We start from the raw sequence: 19,487 nt of genomic DNA, 5'->3' as shown, positions 1-19,487 counted from the left end.
AGGTAAAACACCACTAGACGATGTTCGCTATGCCATTGGTCTTCTTGCAGTACCGATGCGTACGTTGCCAAATTTCCTGTACTGGACCACGGGAAAGAAGGCTGGTTTCATGCGCATTATACTTGCCAACCGCTATTATTATCCAGATCAGTCTGCAACCAGCCGGATGGTTTCAAGTCTGGCGAGTGAGCTTGTGCGGCAGGGGATCGAAACAACCGTACTCGCCAGCCGTAGCTATCATGATAAGCATACTGAAGAGCTCCCATCTCGTGAAAGTATTGATGGCGTCGATGTTCATCGATTAAGAACGTCTCGCTTCGGTCGGGCAAGACTTGTAGGGCGTGCTGCGGATTATGCAACATTTCATATCATGGCAGCTGCATGGTTTGCAAAGCATGCCCGAAAAGACGATATTTGTGTTGTGTGTACTGACCCCCCGCTGCTTGCTGTTTCAGTCGCATTGCCAATTCGCGTGCGTCGTGCTCGCCTCGTTAACTGGGTCATGGATTTGTTCCCGGAGACGGCAATCGAACTGGGACTGATGAATCAGAATACGGTTGCCGGACGGCTGGCTTTGGCTTTACGAAATTGGTCCATTCGTCAGTCCTCTCTGACCATCTGTCCGATAGCAAGAATGGCGCGATACTTGTCGGATGGAGATATCCGGCCTGAGGACTTCGCGATAGCGCATCATTGGGCGGATCGAAATGAAATTTTTCCAGTTGATCCCAATAAGAACGCGCTTCGGCAAGCATGGGGACTGCGACGGAAGTTTGTCATCGGCTATTCTGGTAATTTTGGTCGCGCACATGAGTTTGCAGCAGTTCTTGACGCCGCTGAGCGGCTCAAAAATCATCCGGAAATTCGCTTTCTGATGGTTGGCGAAGGCCAGCAGCGCAGCTTTGTTGAAAATGAAGTCGAACGGCGTGGGCTCACAAATGTGACGATGAAGCCGTTTCAGCCTGTTGAACGGTTATCGGAAAGCCTGGGTGTTGCGGATGTTCATTTGGTGTCGTTGAAACCTGCTTTGGAGCACTGCATTGTTCCAAGCAAATTCTATGGAGTACTTGCTGCTGCACGCCCCACTCTTTTCATTGGTGATACAGAAGGCGAAATAGGATCGGTGGTTCGGGACTTTCAATGCGGGATTGCTGTGCATCCTGGTGATGTAGATACACTCGTTCATTCTATCATGCATCTCTACCAATCAAAGCTCACATGTAAGATGATGGGTCATAATGCTCGCTATCTGATGGAGACGGCCTATTCTCGTGAATATGGTGTAGCGGTTTGGCAGTCAGCGATTGGGGGGCTGGAGAAGAAATTTTCTCCCGCAAGAATGCCTGCACTTGGTGGGCATTTGCAACCGGAGAAATTGTAATGGATGGTTCTGTGGTTGTCAGCCAGCTTGGCGCCAGAATGCACTATGCTGTTCCGCGAATATTCGAAACACGTTCACGTCTTGCTCATTTTTATACCGATATTTGTGCATTGCAGGGTTGGCCTTGTCTTTTGAACAGATTGCCCATTCCATTTCTTCCGAATTCGGTGCGCCGTTTGATCGGGCGAAATCCGAAAGACATTCCTCTTGAAAAGATGACGACTTTTCCGGGCTTTGGCTTGCATTCCGCAATCCGGCGTCTCTCCAATCAAACTGGCCCAAAATCGACCGCCAATGCGATTTGGGCTGGTGAAAGATTTGGAAAACTTGTTGCTCAACATGGCTTTTATGGAGCGAGCGGGGTCTATGCCTTCAGCGGCGAGGCTTTGGAACTTTTAACCGCTGCACGCAGACAAGGGTTATGGACTGCAGTGGAGCAGATGATCGCTCCGCGCCCTGTCGTCGACCAAATTGCTTGTGAAGAGGAACTTCTGCATCCCGGTTGGCAGCCCTTCGCTGCAAAGGACAATAATGCTGATCAATTCGCCTTTCGTGAATGTGCGGAATGGAAGATCGCGGATATTGTAATCTGTCCTTCCGAATTTGTGGCACGGCATGTCATTGATGCCGGTTGCTTACCCGGAAAAGTTGTGATCGTTCCATATGGGGTCGATGATCACTTTTTGCTGCCCGCTCGCCCACGTGCATCTGGAAAGTTACGCGTGTTGACGGTTGGCGCGGTCGGCCTTCGCAAAGGTTCTCCTTACGTTGGAGCCGTGGCGCAGACGCTTGGAGATATAGCTCAGTTTCGTATTGTTGGCCCCATTGATATTTCATCGCATGCACATGCTCTGCTTTCGCAAAATGTTAAACTGACGGGGTCGATACCCCGTTCGGAGATGCGGGCGCAGTTTGAATGGGCAGATATATTTTTGCTGCCGTCATTGTGTGAAGGCTCGGCGACAGCGGTTTATGAAGCGCTTGCTGCGGGGCTTCCTGTCATATGTACTGAAAATACTGGCAGTGTCGTGCGCCATGGTATTGATGGATATATAGTGCCTATCCGTGACGTAGCGCAAACATCTCAAATCATAAGGCGACTTGCATCTGATGCAGAATTGCTGGCCGTGATGGGGCGTAATGCGCGTGAGCGAGCGCAGGATTTTACGGTTGCACGCTATGGAGAACGTTTGATTTCTGCCTTGGCGCATCATCCTCGGGGGATCGTACAATGAAAATCGTACATGTGATTGGTTCTTATGACCCCGCAAAAGGAGGCCCTCAAGCCGTCGTCGTGCGCTTGGCTGCAGCTCAGGCATCTCTCGGGCATGATGTGACAATTATCAGCTACAGTGACGATGAGATCAATTATCGAGCGAGCAAGGCTACGGCAACAATTCCCGATTTTCATAGGGTACGGACCTATTTGCTTCCCATGCCTGATTTACGGGAAAAGCTATTTGGTGATCGGGCCGCAAAAGCTATGTCGTCTATCATATCTACGGCAGATTTTGTTCATATTCATGGTGTGTGGGAAACAAACCTGCTTCGAGCCTCGCTTCTCTGTCGTCGTTTCAAAGTTCCCTACTGCATCTGTTGTTGTGGTATGCTTGATGCTTGGAGCATGCAGCAAAGTGCATGGAAGAAGAAACTGGCTTTGGCCCTCGGTTTTAAAGCTATGCTTGATGGAGCGGCTTTTATTCAGGCTCTGAATAGGGATGAAATGGACCTCATGCGACCATTGGCACTCAGAGCACCGACGATCATTATTCCCAATGGAATTTTCTTTAATGAGATTGATACAGAAGAACTGAATTCATCTATAAATTTGCCAGAGCGGCGCTATATTCTCTTCTTGTCCAGGCTCCATTACAAAAAAGGTCTCGATATCCTTGCTGATGCGTTCAGTCTGATTGCATCGCGTTTTGCCGACGTGGATTTGGTGGTGGCCGGGCCTGACGGTGGTGCGGAATCCGGATTTAGAGAGCGCATTTCCAATGCTGGGTTAGAGCATCGTGTGCACTTGACGGGTGGACTGTATGGCCCGGCAAAACTTGCAGCGCTTAAACAGTCTGCATGTTTTTGTTTGCCCAGCCGCCAGGAAGGTTTCAGCGTGGCCATAACTGAAGCGCTGGCGTGTGGCAAGCCAGTCGCAATTACAGACGCTTGCCACTTTCCGGAAGTGGCTGACGCAGAGGCCGGGATTGTTTGTTCTGTAGATCCGCGTTCGGTTGCGAATGCCTTGACAGTTATTCTGGAGGATCTCGATCAAGCTGCCCGGATGGGCGCGGCTGGTTCTAAGCTCGTCAGGGATAATTATACCTGGCCGCATATCGCGTTACAAACAATAGATGCTTACCAAAAGTATAGTTTTTCTGGTTTCGAAAAATTCTTTTCAAAGCTAGCGCGCGGAAAAGCCTCTACAGCTTAATCGAAGTTCCTCATTTCACCGCAGCCGTTGTCTCTGACGGATGGGTTTTGCAGGGTTTCCGGCATAAACGGTCCATGGTTCAAGATCACGGAAACTGACGCCTCTTGCGCCCAATACTGCGCCTTCTCCTATCGTCACGCCTGGTCCCACGAAAGCCTCCGCAGCTATCCATGAACCTGTGCCAATTTGAATGGCTGTAGCAATCAATGAAAAGTCTTGTTGGTCTATATTATGACCGGCTGTACATAGATGCGCACGTTGTGAAACAATAGCAAAGGCAGCAATGTTTATCTGCGCAACATTATAGCAAATGACGCCAGGTCCGAGTGAAGAATGCGCATCCATCCTTAGATTTCCAGGCCACCAGATGCGTGCACTACCGCGGACGATTGCCGTCCTGTGTATCTTTGCCCCAAAAGCTCTTAATAAGGCTCCTCGCCATCGCCAAAGAAAAGAAGGCGTCCATGCTGCAAGCATTAGCCAAGTGCAGTTCCAGAAAAGCCGTTGAATGCGATGTTTGAGTATGAATGTTGCATCTCCTTCCAACGGTCTGGATGATGTTTTTTTGCCATCAATTGGCATAGAAGTGCCTGGACGTGATATAGTGCCCATTATCGCTATCCTTTAATGATATTAGGAATGCCGGGATTGTGTTGTAATGGCATTGGTAATCCCACTGAGCGGTTACTTAGACGACAGAAGTATAAAACAGGTATGAGGAATATCGCCATGTGTATCCAAACAGGGATAACCCAGTCCGTCTGGTGAGAAATTGAATGCATAGCCGGAACGATAGACAACATATAGACCAGTTGCCCTAGCATCTGGCCTGACATTGCTGTTTCCCAAATACGTCGCAATACCCACGCTAGAGCCAAGAATTTCAATGCGCCGAAATACCAGAAGGATGCAAAAGCATCGACAAGTCCGGTTTCGGTTGTGCCTGTAAGAGGGTTATAATCTCTTCCTGGTTTGGGCATATCAAATTGTAGAGCTTCTTTTGTGCCCGTACCTACGAGTTGTGCAGGTACAAATGTAAACACCACACGGTTCCAATGAAACTTGCCGAAATCGAATTCTAGGCGACGATCAATTTCATCGATGCGCTGGACAGCATTGCGTAATTCGAGGCCGCCGCGCTCAAGCGTTTGGTTGAAATTGGCGGCATAATCAATTTCCAGAATGTCGTCTAAAACGAAACCGGAAGCCGCACGAGTGATCTGGCGATAGTCCCCCATGCTGGTCATTAAAAATGTTCCCACTACAATACCCAAAAGCATGAGGCTGCGAGGGATTACAATTCGTCGATAAAACCAGAGTGCCAGAAATATCATTAAAACAAGTTGGATAGCTTCGGCCCGTTTGCCGGTTACTATGATACGGTCGAGATAGAAGATGAGATCAAAGGCGATGATAGATATTGCAAACCATGTTGGTTTGCGTGCAAAGCATAAAAGCGCAATAGCAAGGCCGTATGGCATGAGTTGTGCAAAAAACAAATAAACCACAGGTATGCCTGTCATTTGCATTCCGATGGAAATCTCGCCTGGCAAGCGGCTCAATAGAAAATAGAAAGATGACCCAATAGCGGATAGCAAAGTTGCTGCCCATAAAAGTCGCTTTTCGCTAAAGCTTACCATCAGGAAGCCAATTGGACGTTTGGCGAGGCGCCAACCAAGAGCCAGCATAATAAGAGACAAAGATCCCATAAAGAGAGTCTTTGCATAGGCTCCTGATGGCAAGAAAGGATCATTCATAAGAGCTGGGATTTGTGGAAGTAAAAACCCGAATGTCATGACGCCTGCCAGAAATGGAAACTGGTACATGCGCTGCGGACGAAAAAACAGCCCACTCGCCAAAAAGCTACAAACCAGTCCTGTAAATATCCACGTCAGTGACAGGTTCATGGATGTCTCTCATATTGCGCACATAAAGATGATGGGCCGTCCGATTGTTCACCTGTCAGTTTTGCAGGAGTGATGTGGCCTGAGAGAAGATACCACGCCAGTTTGACATATTCTTTTGCGATCAGCTCAAGATCCGCGTTTGTTGTTGGCAGTTTGGGGTTCAGCTCACCATTGCCGATCGGAGAGGCCACGAAGTGCATTTGTGGGCAGGCTGTCCGAAAACTCGCAATGGCGCGGCGTGAATGATACCAGTTGGTTACGATAAGCGCGCTTTTGGCTTGAACTTCACGCATCATTGGCACCGAAAAACGCGCATTCTGCCAGGTACTGCCAGACTGACATTCAACGAAAATTGCAGATGGGGCCACACCGTCGCGCAGCATGATTTGTTTGTTAAATAAGCAATCGCCATCTCCGGTGATCAGGATAAGTGGTGCACGCCCCGCTTTCCATAAACGTGCGGCCTGAGTTGCTCGTGGAGGTCCATCTCCGCCGGGGACAACAATTAAATCCACCTTGCTGCCATCATCTTGCACGGTCAACATCGGCTCGGAGTAATAAATTGCTACAAAACCGAAGAGAACAATCCAAGGTAGTACAACGAATGCTGTCATATCGCATGCCGTTCAGGAGTTTCAGCTTCGTTCGGTTTCATGTCGGAAATTTTAGCGTTGATTGCTGGCTTTGTTTTGCGTCGCTCTTCCGTCTTTACGACGATCATAAATTCATAGGCAGACAGCAGACGACAGTATAGATAGCCCGGTTTTCCATCCAAAAATCCCAATCGAAAAATATACATATAAAGGAAGCGTAAGCTGGGCCGGAAGGGCATGTGGTATGACAATGATTTTAGAGCTCGCCTCCTGCGTTCAGCTGTTAGCGAAAATAAACCATGCCAGTCTATTTTTCGCTCAAGCAGCTTTGCGGCAGAAAGGTCCGCTTCAGCCGATGAATAGTTATTATGTTTTTCGTACCAGGCTTTAAGTCCTTTATTAAAGCTGTAATGCACAAAATGCGCTTGCAACTCGCCTTCAGGGCCACCGCTGGCGCGTGAGTGAACAGAACGTTCAAACCGCACCCGATCAGGCCGGACCAAACGCGTAATCCATGTTGGATACAAGCTCGCGTGGCGAATCCATTTGCCCATGAACATATTTTTGTAACGTGCTTTGAACAATACTTCCTGTCTTGTAGGGTCGGAGGCTATGCCAAGCATTTCGTCACGCAGGTCCGTCGGCGTAATTTCATCTGCATCTGGCGTATAGACCCAGTTATGCTTGAACTTGATTTCTTTAAGGCCAAACATACGCTGGCGATCTTCGGTGTCGTAGCGACGTTGATAGATACGAGCACCAGCTGCTTGTGCAATTTCTACCGTCCGGTCACTGCTGAAGGAATCCAGAACCACAATGTCATCGCACCAGTCGAGCGATGCAAGGCAGGCTGGCAGATTTACTTCTTCATTTAAGGTCATGATTAGTACGGAAATACTCATGAAGTTGCCCCTGGAAGAGTAATGTTTGGCTTATTTTGCGACGAGGTATCAGCTGTTACGGGCGGAGCAATGGGGCGCGCGGCATTGGTCATGCGCATCACAAAAATTGTGTGTGCGATAAATGGCGCGACGAGTGCCAGAAGCATTGTCCAGCTGGGAATCTGGAGGCGTATAGCAATATAGGCAACTGCACCGGCTGAAAGGTTGAGCAGTAAAACTGCAATAGCCGTTTGACCCGACGAGAGCCCTGTCTCCATCAAGAGGTGATGAAGGTGTTGCCTATCTGGAGAAAATGGACTTCTGCGCGCTGATAATCTGCGGATGATCAGGCTTAATGTGTCTATGACCGGAACAATGACCACCCATAAAAGGATGGGAAACGCAATTTTCGCGTGGCTGCCTGTAAGAATGAGAATAGCACCGGCAAGTGACGCTCCAAGAAAAGTGCTGCCGCCATCGCCCATGAACATACTCGCTCTGGCGCGCCAGCGGTGGCGCATATTGAAAACAAGAAAGCCAAGGCAGCTTGCCATGAGTGCTAAGAGTTGAAAGCCTAACCAACCTTCAGAGGCACTCATGCTGATCAGCGCTAACCAAAAAAGTGATGCGGCTGTCGATGAAGCTGTAAGGCCATCCACTCCATCACTCATATTCACAGCGTTGATCAGACCAACAATAAAAGCCAATGCAACTATAAAGAAAACTGGCCCATTCAAAACGTAACCGAGCAGATTCATTTGCTCAAAATGTGTCGACGAAATTTCGGAAGATAGATGAAGATGAATCTGGTTAAGGCCAGCAATACCGATCATTAGGAGCGCTGCGAGTAATTGGGTGGCCAGACGTGGCGCGACAGGCAGTTTAAAACGGTCGTCAATAACGCCAATTGCAAGGATAAGGAGGAGGCCTGGCAAAAACGGCGAGATACTGGCTGACCCGAAGAGAGACGGGCTGAGTGCGATTGTGATGCAAAATGATAATGCTATTGCAATCCCACCACATAGTGGAACATTGCCTTCATGATGCTTCCGTGCGTCAGGTGTGTCTATCAGATACCATTTGCGCGCTAACTCGCGAAAACTCAGGCAAAAAGTAACCGACAAGACGAAAGCCAGAAGCGTGATCCAGTAAAGACCGGTCATGTCTCCTCCAAAGCACGTGCCAATTAATCGTTGTAAATTTTTAACGACTCTTATCCGCAGGGACGACTTGGCTTTAGAGCGTTTGCCATACTCCTTTCAGAGCATAAGTTAACACCAAGGGTGGCATTTCGCTCCGCAAACAAAGGACTATCCTTGAATCGAACTGTGAGAGCTATGGGGCCTCACGTGGTTTGGTCCGGGGGTGTCTTTTGAAAAATAGAGTGGAATACAAAGCAAAGCTTGAGGAAAGAAGTGCATCATGAGTGGTGGCCGCAGAGGTTTCCTGATGGCTGCGCTTGAGCAATATGCCGGCCTCTTCTTCAATTTTTTGACTGTAATTGCTGTTTCGCGCTTCCTTGGGCCTGCTCAAACTGGTGCTGGCGTCGTTGGCTTGAGTGTAGGCGCTATCGTCTTTTCTTTGCGCGAGTTTGCTAGCCCTGAATTCCTCATTCGTCTTGAAAAGGTGACAGATCAGGACAGCCGCACTGCAATGACATTTTTAATGAGCGTGACCTTGCTGTTATCTGCTGGGCTTTATTGCGCGAGAGAATATTTTGCTATTACCTACCACGACCCATCGCTTCTTTTGTTTTTAGATATAACGATCATCGCCGCTCTTGTGGAAAGCCTGTCCTTGCCAGTTGTAGCGCTGCTTCGACGAGAAATGGCTTTTGGTACTTTGGCACGCATCCGTACGGCTGGCACGGGTTTGGGCGCGATTGTTGCAATTGCAATGGCCTATTTGGGCTTCGGACATATGTGTTTCGCGTTTGGTTTACTTGCGAGTGCGTTAATGACAACCGGGCTTGCAATGGCTATTTATCCACTGGGGCCATTGTTCCGGCCTTCTTTTGCAAGCATTCTTACTGCCTGGCGGTTCGGGATATATCTGGGCGGTAATGCCGGCTTGAACAAAATCTGCGAAACCTTTCCGCAATTGATGCTCGGTCGCTTTATGCCCATTGCATCTGTAGGTATCTATAATCGCTCCAATACCGTAAGCGGGTTACCAGACCGAATTATTCTTTCGGCTGTTTTTACAGTTGCATTCCCGATGCTGTCGGCACATGTGCGCGCGGGCGGAGACGTCAGCAAATCTTATATACGCGCTTTATCTTACATATCAGTGGTTTATTGGCCTTCTCAGGCACTGCTTGCTCTTCTTGCATATCCCGCCGTGCATCTCATCCTCGGGCCGGGTTGGTCCGAGGCTGCGCTTATCGTAGCGATTACGAGCCTCGCAAGCCTCTTTTGGTTTCCCGTCATATTAACATACCCACTTTTGATGGCTTTGGGCGCCAACCGGGAAGCTTTCTTATCCAATTTGATTTCCAGACTGGTTGCGACGGGCATTCTTTGTGCCGCAGCTCCTTATGGTCTTCGTGCAGTCGCACTTAGCCAATTTATCAGTCTGCCCTTTCAGATGGTTGTTGCCATTATCTATGTGCGCAAGCACGTGTTTTTTCCCTACACGGTACTGGGAAAAGAACTTACAAAGAGTGCGTTGGTCACGTTTTTGGCGCTCTTGGGGCCAGTAGCGATTGTTGCTTTGGACGGCTTTGCTTTCGATATGCATTGGACAAAAGCTTTGGTTCTAGGGTTGCTTGCAATTGCCAGTTGGCTTGTTGCTGTTTTCATCACGCAACATCCTTTCCGAGACGAAGTCAAGCATGTGGTGCAACAGGCGTGGAGTATGGTCACGCACCGCATTGGTCTCTCGCGACATACAAGCTTCGATATAACTACACCAGCTGAATGAGGAGTAAATGTCCAAGCATCTGGGCGGATTGCCGACGATTGATGTTGTGATACCAAACTACAATTATGGGCGCTATTTGCTAGCCTGTGCAGAGAGCGTCTTGTCTCAATCTGGCGTACATGTTCGATTGTTGATTATTGATAACGCGTCACAAGATGAAAGCGTTGATATCGCGCGCGATCTTGCCAGCAGTGATGGGCGTGTAGAGGTGATATTACGTTCTCGCAACCTTGGTCCACATGCTTCGTTTAATGAGGGCATAGATTGGGCACGTTCCGATTACTTTTTAATTCTTTGTGCGGATGACCTTTTGAATCTTGGGGCGCTTTTAAGGGCCACATATGCACTCGAGCATTATCCGAATGTTCATCTGGCCTGTGGTGCAACTCGTAACGTCACGGACGAAAAACGTCTTTCAATAAGCCGAATGGATGAAAATGCCCACCACTGGAAAATATGGTCGGGTATGGAGTTCATCAAATATACCTGCAGGCATGCCTTCAATCCCGTAGCAGGCCCAACAGCCGTTGTCAGAACGGCGGTGCAAAAGCAGATTGGCTATTACCGAAAGACTTTAAAACACACGGATGATCTTGAAATGTGGCTGCGCTTCGCAGCATATGGAAGCATTGCGTCAACATCAAATATTCAGGCTTATGCGCGGGTTCATCCGAATAATCAGTCGGCGATGGTTGCGGGCACTCAAAATTGGAATGACGAGTTTGAAGCTGCTTTTGAGTCATTCTTCAGTCATGAAGGGCAAGATATTCCCAGCGCAGAACAATTGATTAAATCTGTGCGTCAATGCCTTTCCAAACGCGCATATTGGTCCGCTTTGTCCGATCTTTCTCGGTTGCGGACTGGAAGTGCCAGTCTCATGTTTAATGTCTTGAAGCGTGACCCGCTTATGGCATTGATCCCACCACTTGATTATCTCATGCTGCGTTTGCAAAGACGCCATATTATCTTTTGATCATTTTATCGGGGTCGATTTTTGATAGAAGTTCTTTGTTTATGGCATCTTCCTGCCGTGCTAATCGTTTACGGTATTGGGTGACGCCAGCTTTTACACTCTCACCCAGCTCAGCCTTCCGTTCGAACATGCTATCAACTTGTGAAAGCAATAATTGAGGGTTGAATGTTTCTATATGGTGGGAAAATTCACTCAAGTCGGTGTCTTTTAGAAGAGCGTCGTTCTTTTTTGCATAGCCAAGCGAAATTGCTGGGCGCCCCATCGAAAGTGCGCAAACAATATTGTGGTAACGGCTGGCAATAACGATATCGGTTTTAGCGATTTGCTGCATCACGTCATGCAATGACTGAACAGGTTCAAATATAACGTCTCTGTAATCGTGTTTATTCAGAAGCCGCTGCAAATCTCTCGCCGCTTCCAAGTCGCCGGTATCTCCGGTTAGCAAACGGACCTGCCGGCCCTTGCGCTGCAAACCTTCGATTATCGCGATCATTTTGCAAAGGTAGTTTTGATATATAGCGTCACCCTCCACCGCCCGCTTTCGCCATCCCCTATAAGTCATCACACCGATGCCTACATTTTCACCGGGACTGTCTCTCAATTCTTGAGTTGCTGGGGGCAGACTGAATGCAATATCGGCGCTGACATGATCGTTGCTTACGTCCAGTTTAATTGAATCCATAAAGTCGTAAGAAACCTGATCGCGATAGGAACGGTACGCGGCCAATGACGCCGCTATTCGCACAAAGAAGCGGCTTAACGGATGCTCGACTGGACCAGCTCCAATAGAAACGAAAGCCATATGTGCACCGCCAAGTTTGGCTGCCAAGGACCACCGTAAAATAGCAAATGGCCAACCGAATGGGTCTTCATTGAAATCATCGAGAATACCCGTACCTGGGACTATAATGAGGTCCAAGCCATGCACCAGCGATATCGCGCTGATAAAGCCGAGAAGTCGGCGCGGTAGTTGCAGGAGAGCCCGGTTTAATGTGTTGAAAACTATGTTGTTTGAGGCCGGTTGCCCAACGGAAACTGCTTGCAGGTTGAATTTTTCGGTAATTATTTCGGGTCTTTGGCAAATGCATATAAGCTGTGCGCCCGGACAGTTACGATGCAATAATTGCAACATCGCCTCGAGCGACCCGTCATTGCCTGTATTGCCGGAACCGAATTGCCCAAAAAGACCTATTTTCATCCGCGTGTCTCCAGCCGCGATAACAAAATAATCGGCTATATGCGTTTGGCAAAACTGGCATAAGGGTGAACACCATCCTCTATTGTATGAGGGGGTGTACCTCTCATAGCCAAAATGCGTTGTTCGATGTTTCCGATAGATTGGTAGGCGGTATATCAAATGCCCCCCGATATACCGGAATGAGGCTTCGAGGGAGGTTATGCCCTCGAAGTCTGAGTTCCCGGGTAACAGGATGATAGCCATGAAATGCGCCTATTTCGTTCGTCCGCATATCGGTGGAACCTATTCGGTATTTTCAACGCTCAGCGCAGAACTCAAGCGGTGTGGCATTGAAATGCGTTGGTTGGCGGCTGGTGCTGCGTGCGATACCGTTCGGATTCCGGTCGCGCAGGGTCTTGGCGATGCGGCGCACAAAGGTGATGCAATTGATCCGATGGGGGTGCTCGACGAAGAAACGCGTGCACGGAAGATGATAGGATTTCTACGCGAAAACCATGTCGAGGCGGTCTTCGTAAACGTGTTGTCGAGCCGCTTTGAAGCCAATCTTATGCGTTATCTGCCTGCCGATATTTTGCGTGTGATGATCGTTCACAACATTACACCCGGAACCTATGCCGCCGCTCGCACAATTCGTGATCATGTTCACGCGACAGTTGGTGTGTCAAAACGGTGCCGCGACGACCTCGTCAAACAATATGGATTTGATGCCGAGCGCACGCTGGTCATCCCTCATGGTCTAAGCAGAGAACTTCAGTTTCAATATGCTGCACGTCACGTCGATTTTGATAAGCCACTGCGACTGCTTTATCTTGGCCGTATCGAAGACAATGCGAAAGGCGTGTTCTGGCTTCCTGATATTCTGCGTCAATTAAAGTGCGATTACCATCTGACTGTTGCTGGTGATGGTCCTGATCTTTCTGAACTGCGTCAGCGTTTTGGTCATATGGGCGAAAAGGTTAGTTTTAAAGGATATGTGGCTCCGTCCGACGTGTCGTCACTGGTGAGCCAACATGATCTTCTCGTGATGCCTTCTCGTTTCGAGGGGTTTGGTCTCACATTGATAGAGGCGATGAGCCAAGGTTGTCCTGCCGTTGTTTCGCGTATCGCGGGTGTCACTGACCTGATTGTCACAGAGGGTGAAGATGGGTTTCTCTTTCCTGTCGGTGATGTGCGACGGGCCGCCGCTCATATCGATACCTTTGCCCAAAACAAGGCGTTGCGCCTTAAAATGGCGAACGCTGCGGCGAAGAAAGTTGAAGTTGCCTTCGACGCTGCTCAAGTTGGCAAAGCTTACGCGGCACTTTTACAAAATCTGCAACAAGATAAACCAGCCTTGGCTCCCCCACTGCCATTGTCCGAGTGGATGATGCCAAAATCTTTGCATTCAAGCCTACGCAGTCGACTGCCCAAGCCAGTCAAGAACTGGTTGAGGCAGATGCGTGAACGCGTTCATATAGCTTGGCCGGCAGTCTGAGTGTAGTCAGAGCTCTATTGCGCAAGGAGAAGGGAATGAACCTTTTCACATCACAGTTCCGCAACTCGCAATTGCTTAACAGTAAAGCCCATGCGCTCATTCCAGGTGGCTGTCATACCTATGCAAAGGGCGATGATCAGTATCCGCTCCTTGCGCCTGGTTTCATTCAACGCGGTTCTGGTTGCCATGTCGTGGATGTCGATGGAAATCGCTACATTGAATATGGAATGGGTAACAGGGCAGTTGGCTTGGGTCATGCCTATCCGCCCGTTCTGCAAGCAGTGCGCGATGCGCTACAAGATGGCTGTAACTTCACGCGGCCGAGTGCGATAGAAATTGAGTGTGCGGAAAGCTTTCTCGAGCTTATCGATGGCGCTGAGATGGTTAAGTTCTGTAAGGACGGCTCTGATGCGACATCAGGGGCGGTTCGCCTAGCGAGAGCTTATACGGGCCGCGATATGATCGCTTGTTGTGCTGATCATCCATTTTTCTCGACGGATGACTGGTTCATTGGCACGACCAAGATGAACGCCGGAATACCAGCATCGGTTACGGCATTGACAGCGACCTTTCGCTATAATGATATTGAAAGCGTGAAAGCGCTTTTTGACAATCATCCGGGATTGATTGCGGCGCTCATTCTTGAACCGGCAAAAGCCGATGAGCCCACCAATAATTTTTTGCAGGAAGCCAAGCGTATTGCGCACGAAAATGGCGCGCTTTTTATCCTCGATGAAATGATAACAGGCTTTCGCTGGCATCTGCGCGGTGCCCAGAAGCTTTATGACGTCGATCCGGACCTCTCCTGTTTTGGTAAGGCTTTAGGAAATGGCTTTGCTATTTCAGCGCTCGCAGGAAAGGCTGAATATATGCAGTTGGGCGGGCTGTCCCAGACTGAACATCCGCGTGTTTTTTTGCTTTCAACCACACATGGCGCAGAAACCCATGCAATGGCGGCTGCTATTGCAACCATGAAAATTTATCGCGACGAGCCGGTGATTGAGCGGCTGTACGAGCAAGGTACAAAGCTGGCCGCTGGGGTGAATGCCGCGATTACCAGTCATGGTCTTGCGGAGTATGTCCGACTGGTTGGTAGACCGTGCTGTCTTGCCTATTCGACGCTGGATGAGAGTGGACAGCCATCACAAGCTTTTCGGACGCTCTTTCTTCAGGAAACAATACGCCGCGGCATTCTGATGCCTTCGCTGGTAGTAAGTTATACCCACAGTGATACGGATATTGAGCGTACCATGGAGGCCATTGATGGCGCGCTGGATATCTATGTTCGTGCGCTCAACGATGGCGTTGGCTTGTATTTGACGGGGCGGCCATCACAGGTTGTCTATCGCCGCTTCAATGACACCCCTTCTTATCCATCGACAGTGCGATGAGAGGATTGCTCGTCGCCGCAATTTTAACGCTGCTGCTGTTTGCTAGCCGCACTGCATATGCGGATAATCCATTTCCGATTCATGTCAGTAAGAGCCAGAAGTTTTTTGAAGATTCGAACGGAAAACCTTTTCTGTTGCAAGGGGATACCGCGTGGTCGTTGGTTGCCGAACTCAACCGGGAGGATACGGAACTTTATCTCACGGATAGGAAGAAGCGAGGCTTCAATGCTCTTCTTGTTAATCTGATTGAACATCAATTTTCCAGCAGACCACCAGCAAATTTCTATGGTGATAAGCCGTTTCTAGGCGCAGCATTTGGTGAGTTGAATCCAGCATATTTTGATCATGCGGAATGGGTTGTAAAACGCGCCAAAGCATTGGGCTTAGCTGTCTTTTTGACACCGGCTTATCTCGGTGTGAATGGCAGTGATCAAGGATGGTTTAAGGAAGCTGAAGCTGCCGGGCCGGATCAAATGCGCAGCTATGGTGCGGCAATAGCACGTCGCTTTGCGGGCTATGACAATATCATATGGGTGCTTGGCGGCGACTTCGATGCGCCAGACCGTGAACTTGTTATTCAACTTGCAAATGGTCTGAAATTAGCGGGTTCAAAAGCACTCGTCAGTGTGCATTCGGGTCGAGATACAAACACGTTCGATCTTTGGGGGGACCAAACTTGGCTGAGTTTTGATACAGTTTACACTTATGATGATGTTCATGCTGCAATTCTGGAGCGTAGCGAAAACTCAAGCATGCCTGTCATTCTGCTTGAAAGTTCATATGAGTTTGAACGAGAAACCACAGCGCAACGTATTCGGCGCAATGCCTATGGCGCAGTGTTAGCCGGTGCGGCGGGACAATTTTACGGCAATAACCCGATTTGGCATTTTACTGGGCCGGGCGTATTTACGGCGGATGGAACCTGGAAAGAAGCGCTCGATAGTCCTGGTTCTTGGTCTATGACTATCTTGGGACGCTTGTTTGATCGGTTGCCTTGGTGGCAATTGCAGCCTGACCGTGAGAACCGAATTCCTGCCGATACTTCAACATACGCGGCCGCCAAGCAAGATATGAGCCTGATCATTCTGTACGGCAATGCTGATAGATTTGATCTCAATCGTGATGCTGTCAATGCGGGCTTTTCAGCCTCATGGTTTGATCCAGCATCTGGACGGTTTTTCAAGGCTGAAGCACCAAAAATTAGTGAAGACCATGCTTCTTATACACCACCGCTGAACCCGGATATGGGCATTCAGAGTGACTGGATTTTATTACTCGGGACTGAGCCAAGCCTAAAAGCTATCCAAAAGAAGTAGGCTATACAACGTTTCATGCTTCCAGTGACCACTTGTCCGAACCAGACATGACCATCGTTCAACTCGCCGCTTCAAAGATCTCCGGTTAGGATATCGGCAACTCAAATTGAGGAGCGGGACATGAAGGTGCTGGTAACAGGACATCAGGGTTATATCGGATCGGTTTTGGCCTCGGAAATGGTGCATGCGGGTCATGACGTCTGTGGCTATGATGTCGGTCTCTATCGCAGCTGCCATTTTGAGGAGGGAGGCGCGATTGTTGATGTGCCGACTATTTCAAAAGATGTACGGGATGTTTCCTCCCACGATCTTGAGGGGTTTGATGCTATTGTGCATCTGGCAGCGCTGTCCAACGATCCGCTTGGTAATCTGAACGAAGAACTGACTTATGACATCAATCACCACGCAAGCGTTAGAATGGCCAAAGCGGCTAAAGAGGCTGGTGTTCAACGGTTCTTGTTCGCCTCGTCCTGCAGCAATTACGGTATCAGTGACGGGGATCTCATCGATGAAACGGGTGATTTGAACCCTGTAACGGCATATGGTCGTTCCAAGGTGCGGGCAGAAAAAGATATACAAGATTTGGCGGACAGGCATTTCTGCCCAACTTACGTACGACCAGCAACTGCCTATGGTGTTTCGCCATTTCTGCGCTTCGATATTGTATTGAATAATCTCGTTGCCTGGGCTGTGACAAAGGGGCTTATTTATCTGAAATCTGATGGTTCGCCCTGGCGTCCGATTGTCCATATCCGCGATATTTCGCGAGCCTTCATAGTCGCGATGGAAGCGCCCATCGAAAAGGTTTGGAATGAAGCTTTTAATGTTGGATCAACCGGGCATAATTACCGCATTCGCGAGATTGCCGGTATTGTTGCTGAGAACGTACCCAACTGCAGGATTGAATATGCGCAGGATGCAGGGCCGGATACGCGCTCCTATCGGGTGAGCTTTGAAAAGCTCGCACGCATATTGCCTGATGCAAAGCCAAAATGGGATGCTGTTGCAGGGACTCGTGAGTTGCTCACGGCATATGGTCGTTCAACCCTCACAGTCGAGGAATTTGAAGGACCAAGATTCCAGCGCATAGCGCATATCCGCCAATCAATTGCGGATGGTATTCTCGACGCGGATTTGCGTGCCCGATCAGAGCATCATCAACCACTTCGGGTTATAGCATAATGGACGCAAGGGCAGTTGAAGCTCCAAATAATCCGCCAATGCCGGACACGGTCGGACAGCGTATTTATGATCTGGCTGCCCGCCTTTTCCCAATTTGCCGAAGCGTTAGCGGTGAAGGTGTGCGGGAAACGCTGGCTATCCTTGGTGAATATATCCCGTTGGAAATGCATCATATTCCAACCGGTGAAACACTTTTCGACTGGAAGGCGCCACAGGAATGGATCATTCGCGAGGCTTATATCAAAAGCGCCGACGGGAGGCGAATTGTCGATTTTGTGAGCAATAATCTACATGTCGTCAATTATAGCATTCCGGTTCATACAAACATGCCGCTCGGCGAGCTTAAGAGCTACATTCATACATTGCCTGAGCAGCCAGATCTCATTCCGTATCGTACTTGCTACCATACGGAAGCATGGGGCTTTTGCATGGCCCATGATGATTTGATGGCCATGAAAGACGAGACCTATGAAGTTGTCATCGACTCCGAACGTCGGGATGGCTTTTTGACCCGTGGTGAGTGCGTTATAAAAGGCGAAACGAACGAGACGTTTATTCTTTCCGCCCATCTTTGCCATCCCTCTCTTGCAAACGATAATTGTTCAGGTCTCGCCGTGTTGGCGCGGGTGGGGGAGACGCTAAAGGAGCGCAAAACACGGCTCACCTATAGGCTCATGTTTGGGCCAGCGACCTTTGGTGCGCTTGCTTGGTTGCAGCAGAATGAGAGCTGCCTTGATCGCGTGCACTATGGGTTGGTTTTATCCTGTCTTGGTGATGGTGGCGGACCACATTATAAAAGAAGTCGCCGGGGTGACGCTGAAATTGATCAAATCATGGATTATGTCCTAAACAGCTCTGATTTGACGCGTGCGTCCATGCTCGATTTCTGGCCCTATGGCTATGATGAACGCCAGTTTTGTTCTCCGGGTTTTAATCTGCCTGTCGGTATGCTTGAGCGGAGTCTTTATGGCACGTTCCCCGAATATCATACTTCTGCGGATAATCTTGATTTCATAAAACCAGAATATCTTGAACAATCCTATCAGATGATCATGCAGGCGATCGATATTGCAGAACGCAATTGGGTGCCAGTTAGTACATCTCCAAAAGGTGAACCGCAGCTCGGGAAGCGTGGGCTATACTCAAATGTTGGTGGTGATAAACAGGCAGCGGAAAATGCTATGGCCGTGTTATGGGTGTTGAATTTGGCCGACGGCAGCTTTTCTATTTTTGAAATGAGCCGACGAGCGAAACTGCCGTTCGCCCTTATGGCAGATGCTGCGGATCGTTTGCTTGCTGTGGGCTTGCTGAAAGCAGCGGCCAGTCACGATCTTTCTGGGAAATGACCGTTGGCCTATCTGGCCATGGGATGCCCAAAGCTGGATCATCATAGCGCAACCCATCGGCGGATTCCGGCACATAGGGACTGGATATCATATAACGCATCAAGACATTATCTGTGAGAGTTTGGAAGCCGTGGGCGCAGCCTTCCGGTATGTAAAGTTGTATGCCGTTTTCTGCTGAAAGCTCGATGCCAGTCCATCGCATATAGGTTTTTGAGTGCGGTCGCAGATCGACCAAAACGTCCCAGATGATGCCCTGTAGACATGTGACAAGCTTTGTTTCGGAATGTGGTTCATTCTGATAATGAAGCCCTCTCAGCGTTCCCTTTTCACGCGAAAAGGAAAGGCTATGCTGTGGGTAAAGCGTTTCCAGCTTATGCTCGGCAAACAGGTTTTCACAGAAAACGCGAGCAAACCAGCCACGCTCGTCTTCAAGCCTTTCGGGTCGGATCGACCAAGCTCCGTCTATTATAAGCGGAACGAACTGCATTTTGT

The 19,487-nt window shown here is 49.1% G+C and carries 17 protein-coding genes; 10 read left to right on the top strand and 7 right to left on the bottom strand.

All coding sequences use genetic code 11. The features are described from left to right. Positions 1 to 109 precede the first annotated feature (109 nt). The 3 genes from U2P60_RS01585 to U2P60_RS01575 are packed head-to-tail and all read left to right on the top strand — an operon-like array spanning position 110 to position 3,812. Positions 110 to 1,381, top strand: a complete 1,272-nt coding sequence (locus tag U2P60_RS01585) for a glycosyltransferase family 4 protein (protein WP_413571960.1) — start codon at positions 110 to 112, stop codon at positions 1,379 to 1,381. Further along, positions 1,381 to 2,616 carry a glycosyltransferase family 4 protein gene (locus tag U2P60_RS01580; protein WP_413570965.1) on the top strand — a complete coding sequence of 412 codons (1,236 nt, stop codon included), beginning with the start codon at positions 1,381 to 1,383 and terminating at the stop codon, positions 2,614 to 2,616. The genes U2P60_RS01585 and U2P60_RS01580 overlap by 1 nt, the downstream gene beginning before the upstream one ends. Beyond that, positions 2,613 to 3,812, top strand: coding sequence for a glycosyltransferase (locus U2P60_RS01575; protein ID WP_413570964.1), 1,200 nt, complete (start codon positions 2,613 to 2,615; stop codon positions 3,810 to 3,812). Before U2P60_RS01580 ends, U2P60_RS01575 begins: the two co-directional genes overlap by 4 nt. A gap of 15 nt (positions 3,813 to 3,827) precedes the next feature. Here U2P60_RS01575 and U2P60_RS01570 read toward each other — a convergent pair whose 3' ends face one another. The 5 genes from U2P60_RS01570 to U2P60_RS01550 are packed head-to-tail and all read right to left on the bottom strand — an operon-like array spanning position 3,828 to position 8,356. Next, positions 3,828 to 4,424 (bottom strand): putative colanic acid biosynthesis acetyltransferase, encoded by a 597-nt coding sequence (locus tag U2P60_RS01570; protein ID WP_413570963.1) that lies wholly within the window; start codon positions 4,422 to 4,424, stop codon positions 3,828 to 3,830. 5 nt (positions 4,425 to 4,429) lie between these two features. Beyond that, entirely contained in the window at positions 4,430 to 5,719 is a 1,290-nt protein-coding gene (locus U2P60_RS01565; RefSeq protein WP_413570962.1) for a hypothetical protein, read from the bottom strand. Continuing rightward, positions 5,716 to 6,333 (bottom strand): YdcF family protein, encoded by a 618-nt coding sequence (locus U2P60_RS01560; RefSeq protein ID WP_413570961.1) that lies wholly within the window; start codon positions 6,331 to 6,333, stop codon positions 5,716 to 5,718. The genes U2P60_RS01565 and U2P60_RS01560 overlap by 4 nt, the downstream gene beginning before the upstream one ends. Next, on the bottom strand, positions 6,330 to 7,214 hold the full coding sequence (locus U2P60_RS01555; RefSeq protein ID WP_413570960.1) for a glycosyltransferase family 2 protein: 885 nt from the start codon (positions 7,212 to 7,214) through the stop codon (positions 6,330 to 6,332). The genes U2P60_RS01560 and U2P60_RS01555 overlap by 4 nt, the downstream gene beginning before the upstream one ends. Further along, a complete protein-coding gene (locus U2P60_RS01550; protein WP_313828888.1) occupies positions 7,211 to 8,356 on the bottom strand; it encodes an MraY family glycosyltransferase in 1,146 nt (381 codons plus the stop codon). Before U2P60_RS01550 ends, U2P60_RS01555 begins: the two co-directional genes overlap by 4 nt. Positions 8,357 to 8,615: 259 nt before the next feature. On the opposite strand from U2P60_RS01550, the gene U2P60_RS01545 reads away from it, so the two are divergent. Together U2P60_RS01545 and U2P60_RS01540 are read left to right on the top strand one after the other, a co-directional pair. Further along, positions 8,616 to 10,115, top strand: a complete 1,500-nt coding sequence (locus U2P60_RS01545) for an oligosaccharide flippase family protein (RefSeq protein ID WP_413570959.1) — start codon at positions 8,616 to 8,618, stop codon at positions 10,113 to 10,115. A gap of 7 nt (positions 10,116 to 10,122) precedes the next feature. Next, positions 10,123 to 11,088 carry a glycosyltransferase gene (locus U2P60_RS01540; RefSeq protein ID WP_413570957.1) on the top strand — a complete coding sequence of 322 codons (966 nt, stop codon included), beginning with the start codon at positions 10,123 to 10,125 and terminating at the stop codon, positions 11,086 to 11,088. Here the strand turns inward: U2P60_RS01540 and U2P60_RS01535 are convergent. Continuing rightward, positions 11,078 to 12,286, bottom strand: a complete 1,209-nt coding sequence (locus U2P60_RS01535; RefSeq protein WP_413570956.1) for a polysaccharide pyruvyl transferase family protein — start codon at positions 12,284 to 12,286, stop codon at positions 11,078 to 11,080. The genes U2P60_RS01540 and U2P60_RS01535 overlap by 11 nt on opposite strands. A 241-nt stretch (positions 12,287 to 12,527) precedes the next feature. Here U2P60_RS01535 and U2P60_RS01530 point away from each other — a divergent pair, with 241 nt between their 5' ends. From U2P60_RS01530 to U2P60_RS01510, 5 genes are all read left to right on the top strand, one after another. Continuing rightward, complete coding sequence (locus U2P60_RS01530; RefSeq protein WP_413570955.1) at positions 12,528 to 13,760, top strand: glycosyltransferase family 4 protein; 1,233 nt, start codon at positions 12,528 to 12,530, stop codon at positions 13,758 to 13,760. Between the two features lie 35 nt (positions 13,761 to 13,795). Further along, positions 13,796 to 15,151 (top strand): glutamate-1-semialdehyde 2,1-aminomutase, encoded by a 1,356-nt coding sequence (locus U2P60_RS01525; protein ID WP_413570954.1) that lies wholly within the window; start codon positions 13,796 to 13,798, stop codon positions 15,149 to 15,151. Continuing rightward, positions 15,148 to 16,467, top strand: a complete 1,320-nt coding sequence (locus U2P60_RS01520) for a DUF4038 domain-containing protein (protein WP_413570953.1) — start codon at positions 15,148 to 15,150, stop codon at positions 16,465 to 16,467. Before U2P60_RS01525 ends, U2P60_RS01520 begins: the two co-directional genes overlap by 4 nt. 120 nt (positions 16,468 to 16,587) lie before the next feature. Next, complete coding sequence (locus U2P60_RS01515; RefSeq protein ID WP_413570952.1) at positions 16,588 to 17,649, top strand: NAD-dependent epimerase/dehydratase family protein; 1,062 nt, start codon at positions 16,588 to 16,590, stop codon at positions 17,647 to 17,649. Next, positions 17,649 to 18,995: a DUF4910 domain-containing protein gene (locus U2P60_RS01510; protein ID WP_413570951.1), complete on the top strand. Its 1,347-nt coding sequence runs from the start codon at positions 17,649 to 17,651 to the stop codon at positions 18,993 to 18,995. The genes U2P60_RS01515 and U2P60_RS01510 overlap by 1 nt, the downstream gene beginning before the upstream one ends. Here U2P60_RS01510 and rfbC read toward each other — a convergent pair. Then, complete coding sequence (gene rfbC, locus U2P60_RS01505; protein ID WP_413571959.1) at positions 18,916 to 19,482, bottom strand: dTDP-4-dehydrorhamnose 3,5-epimerase; 567 nt, start codon at positions 19,480 to 19,482, stop codon at positions 18,916 to 18,918. The genes U2P60_RS01510 and rfbC overlap by 80 nt on opposite strands. Between the last annotated feature and the right edge of the window lie 5 nt (positions 19,483 to 19,487).

Origin of the sequence: Brucella sp. H1_1004, assembly GCF_047308065.1 — a bacterium.
Taxonomy (GTDB): domain Bacteria; phylum Pseudomonadota; class Alphaproteobacteria; order Rhizobiales; family Rhizobiaceae; genus Brucella; species Brucella pseudogrignonensis_B.
The sequence above is the reverse complement of the archived record's forward strand: the minus strand, read 5'-3'. Positions and strand labels throughout refer to the sequence as shown.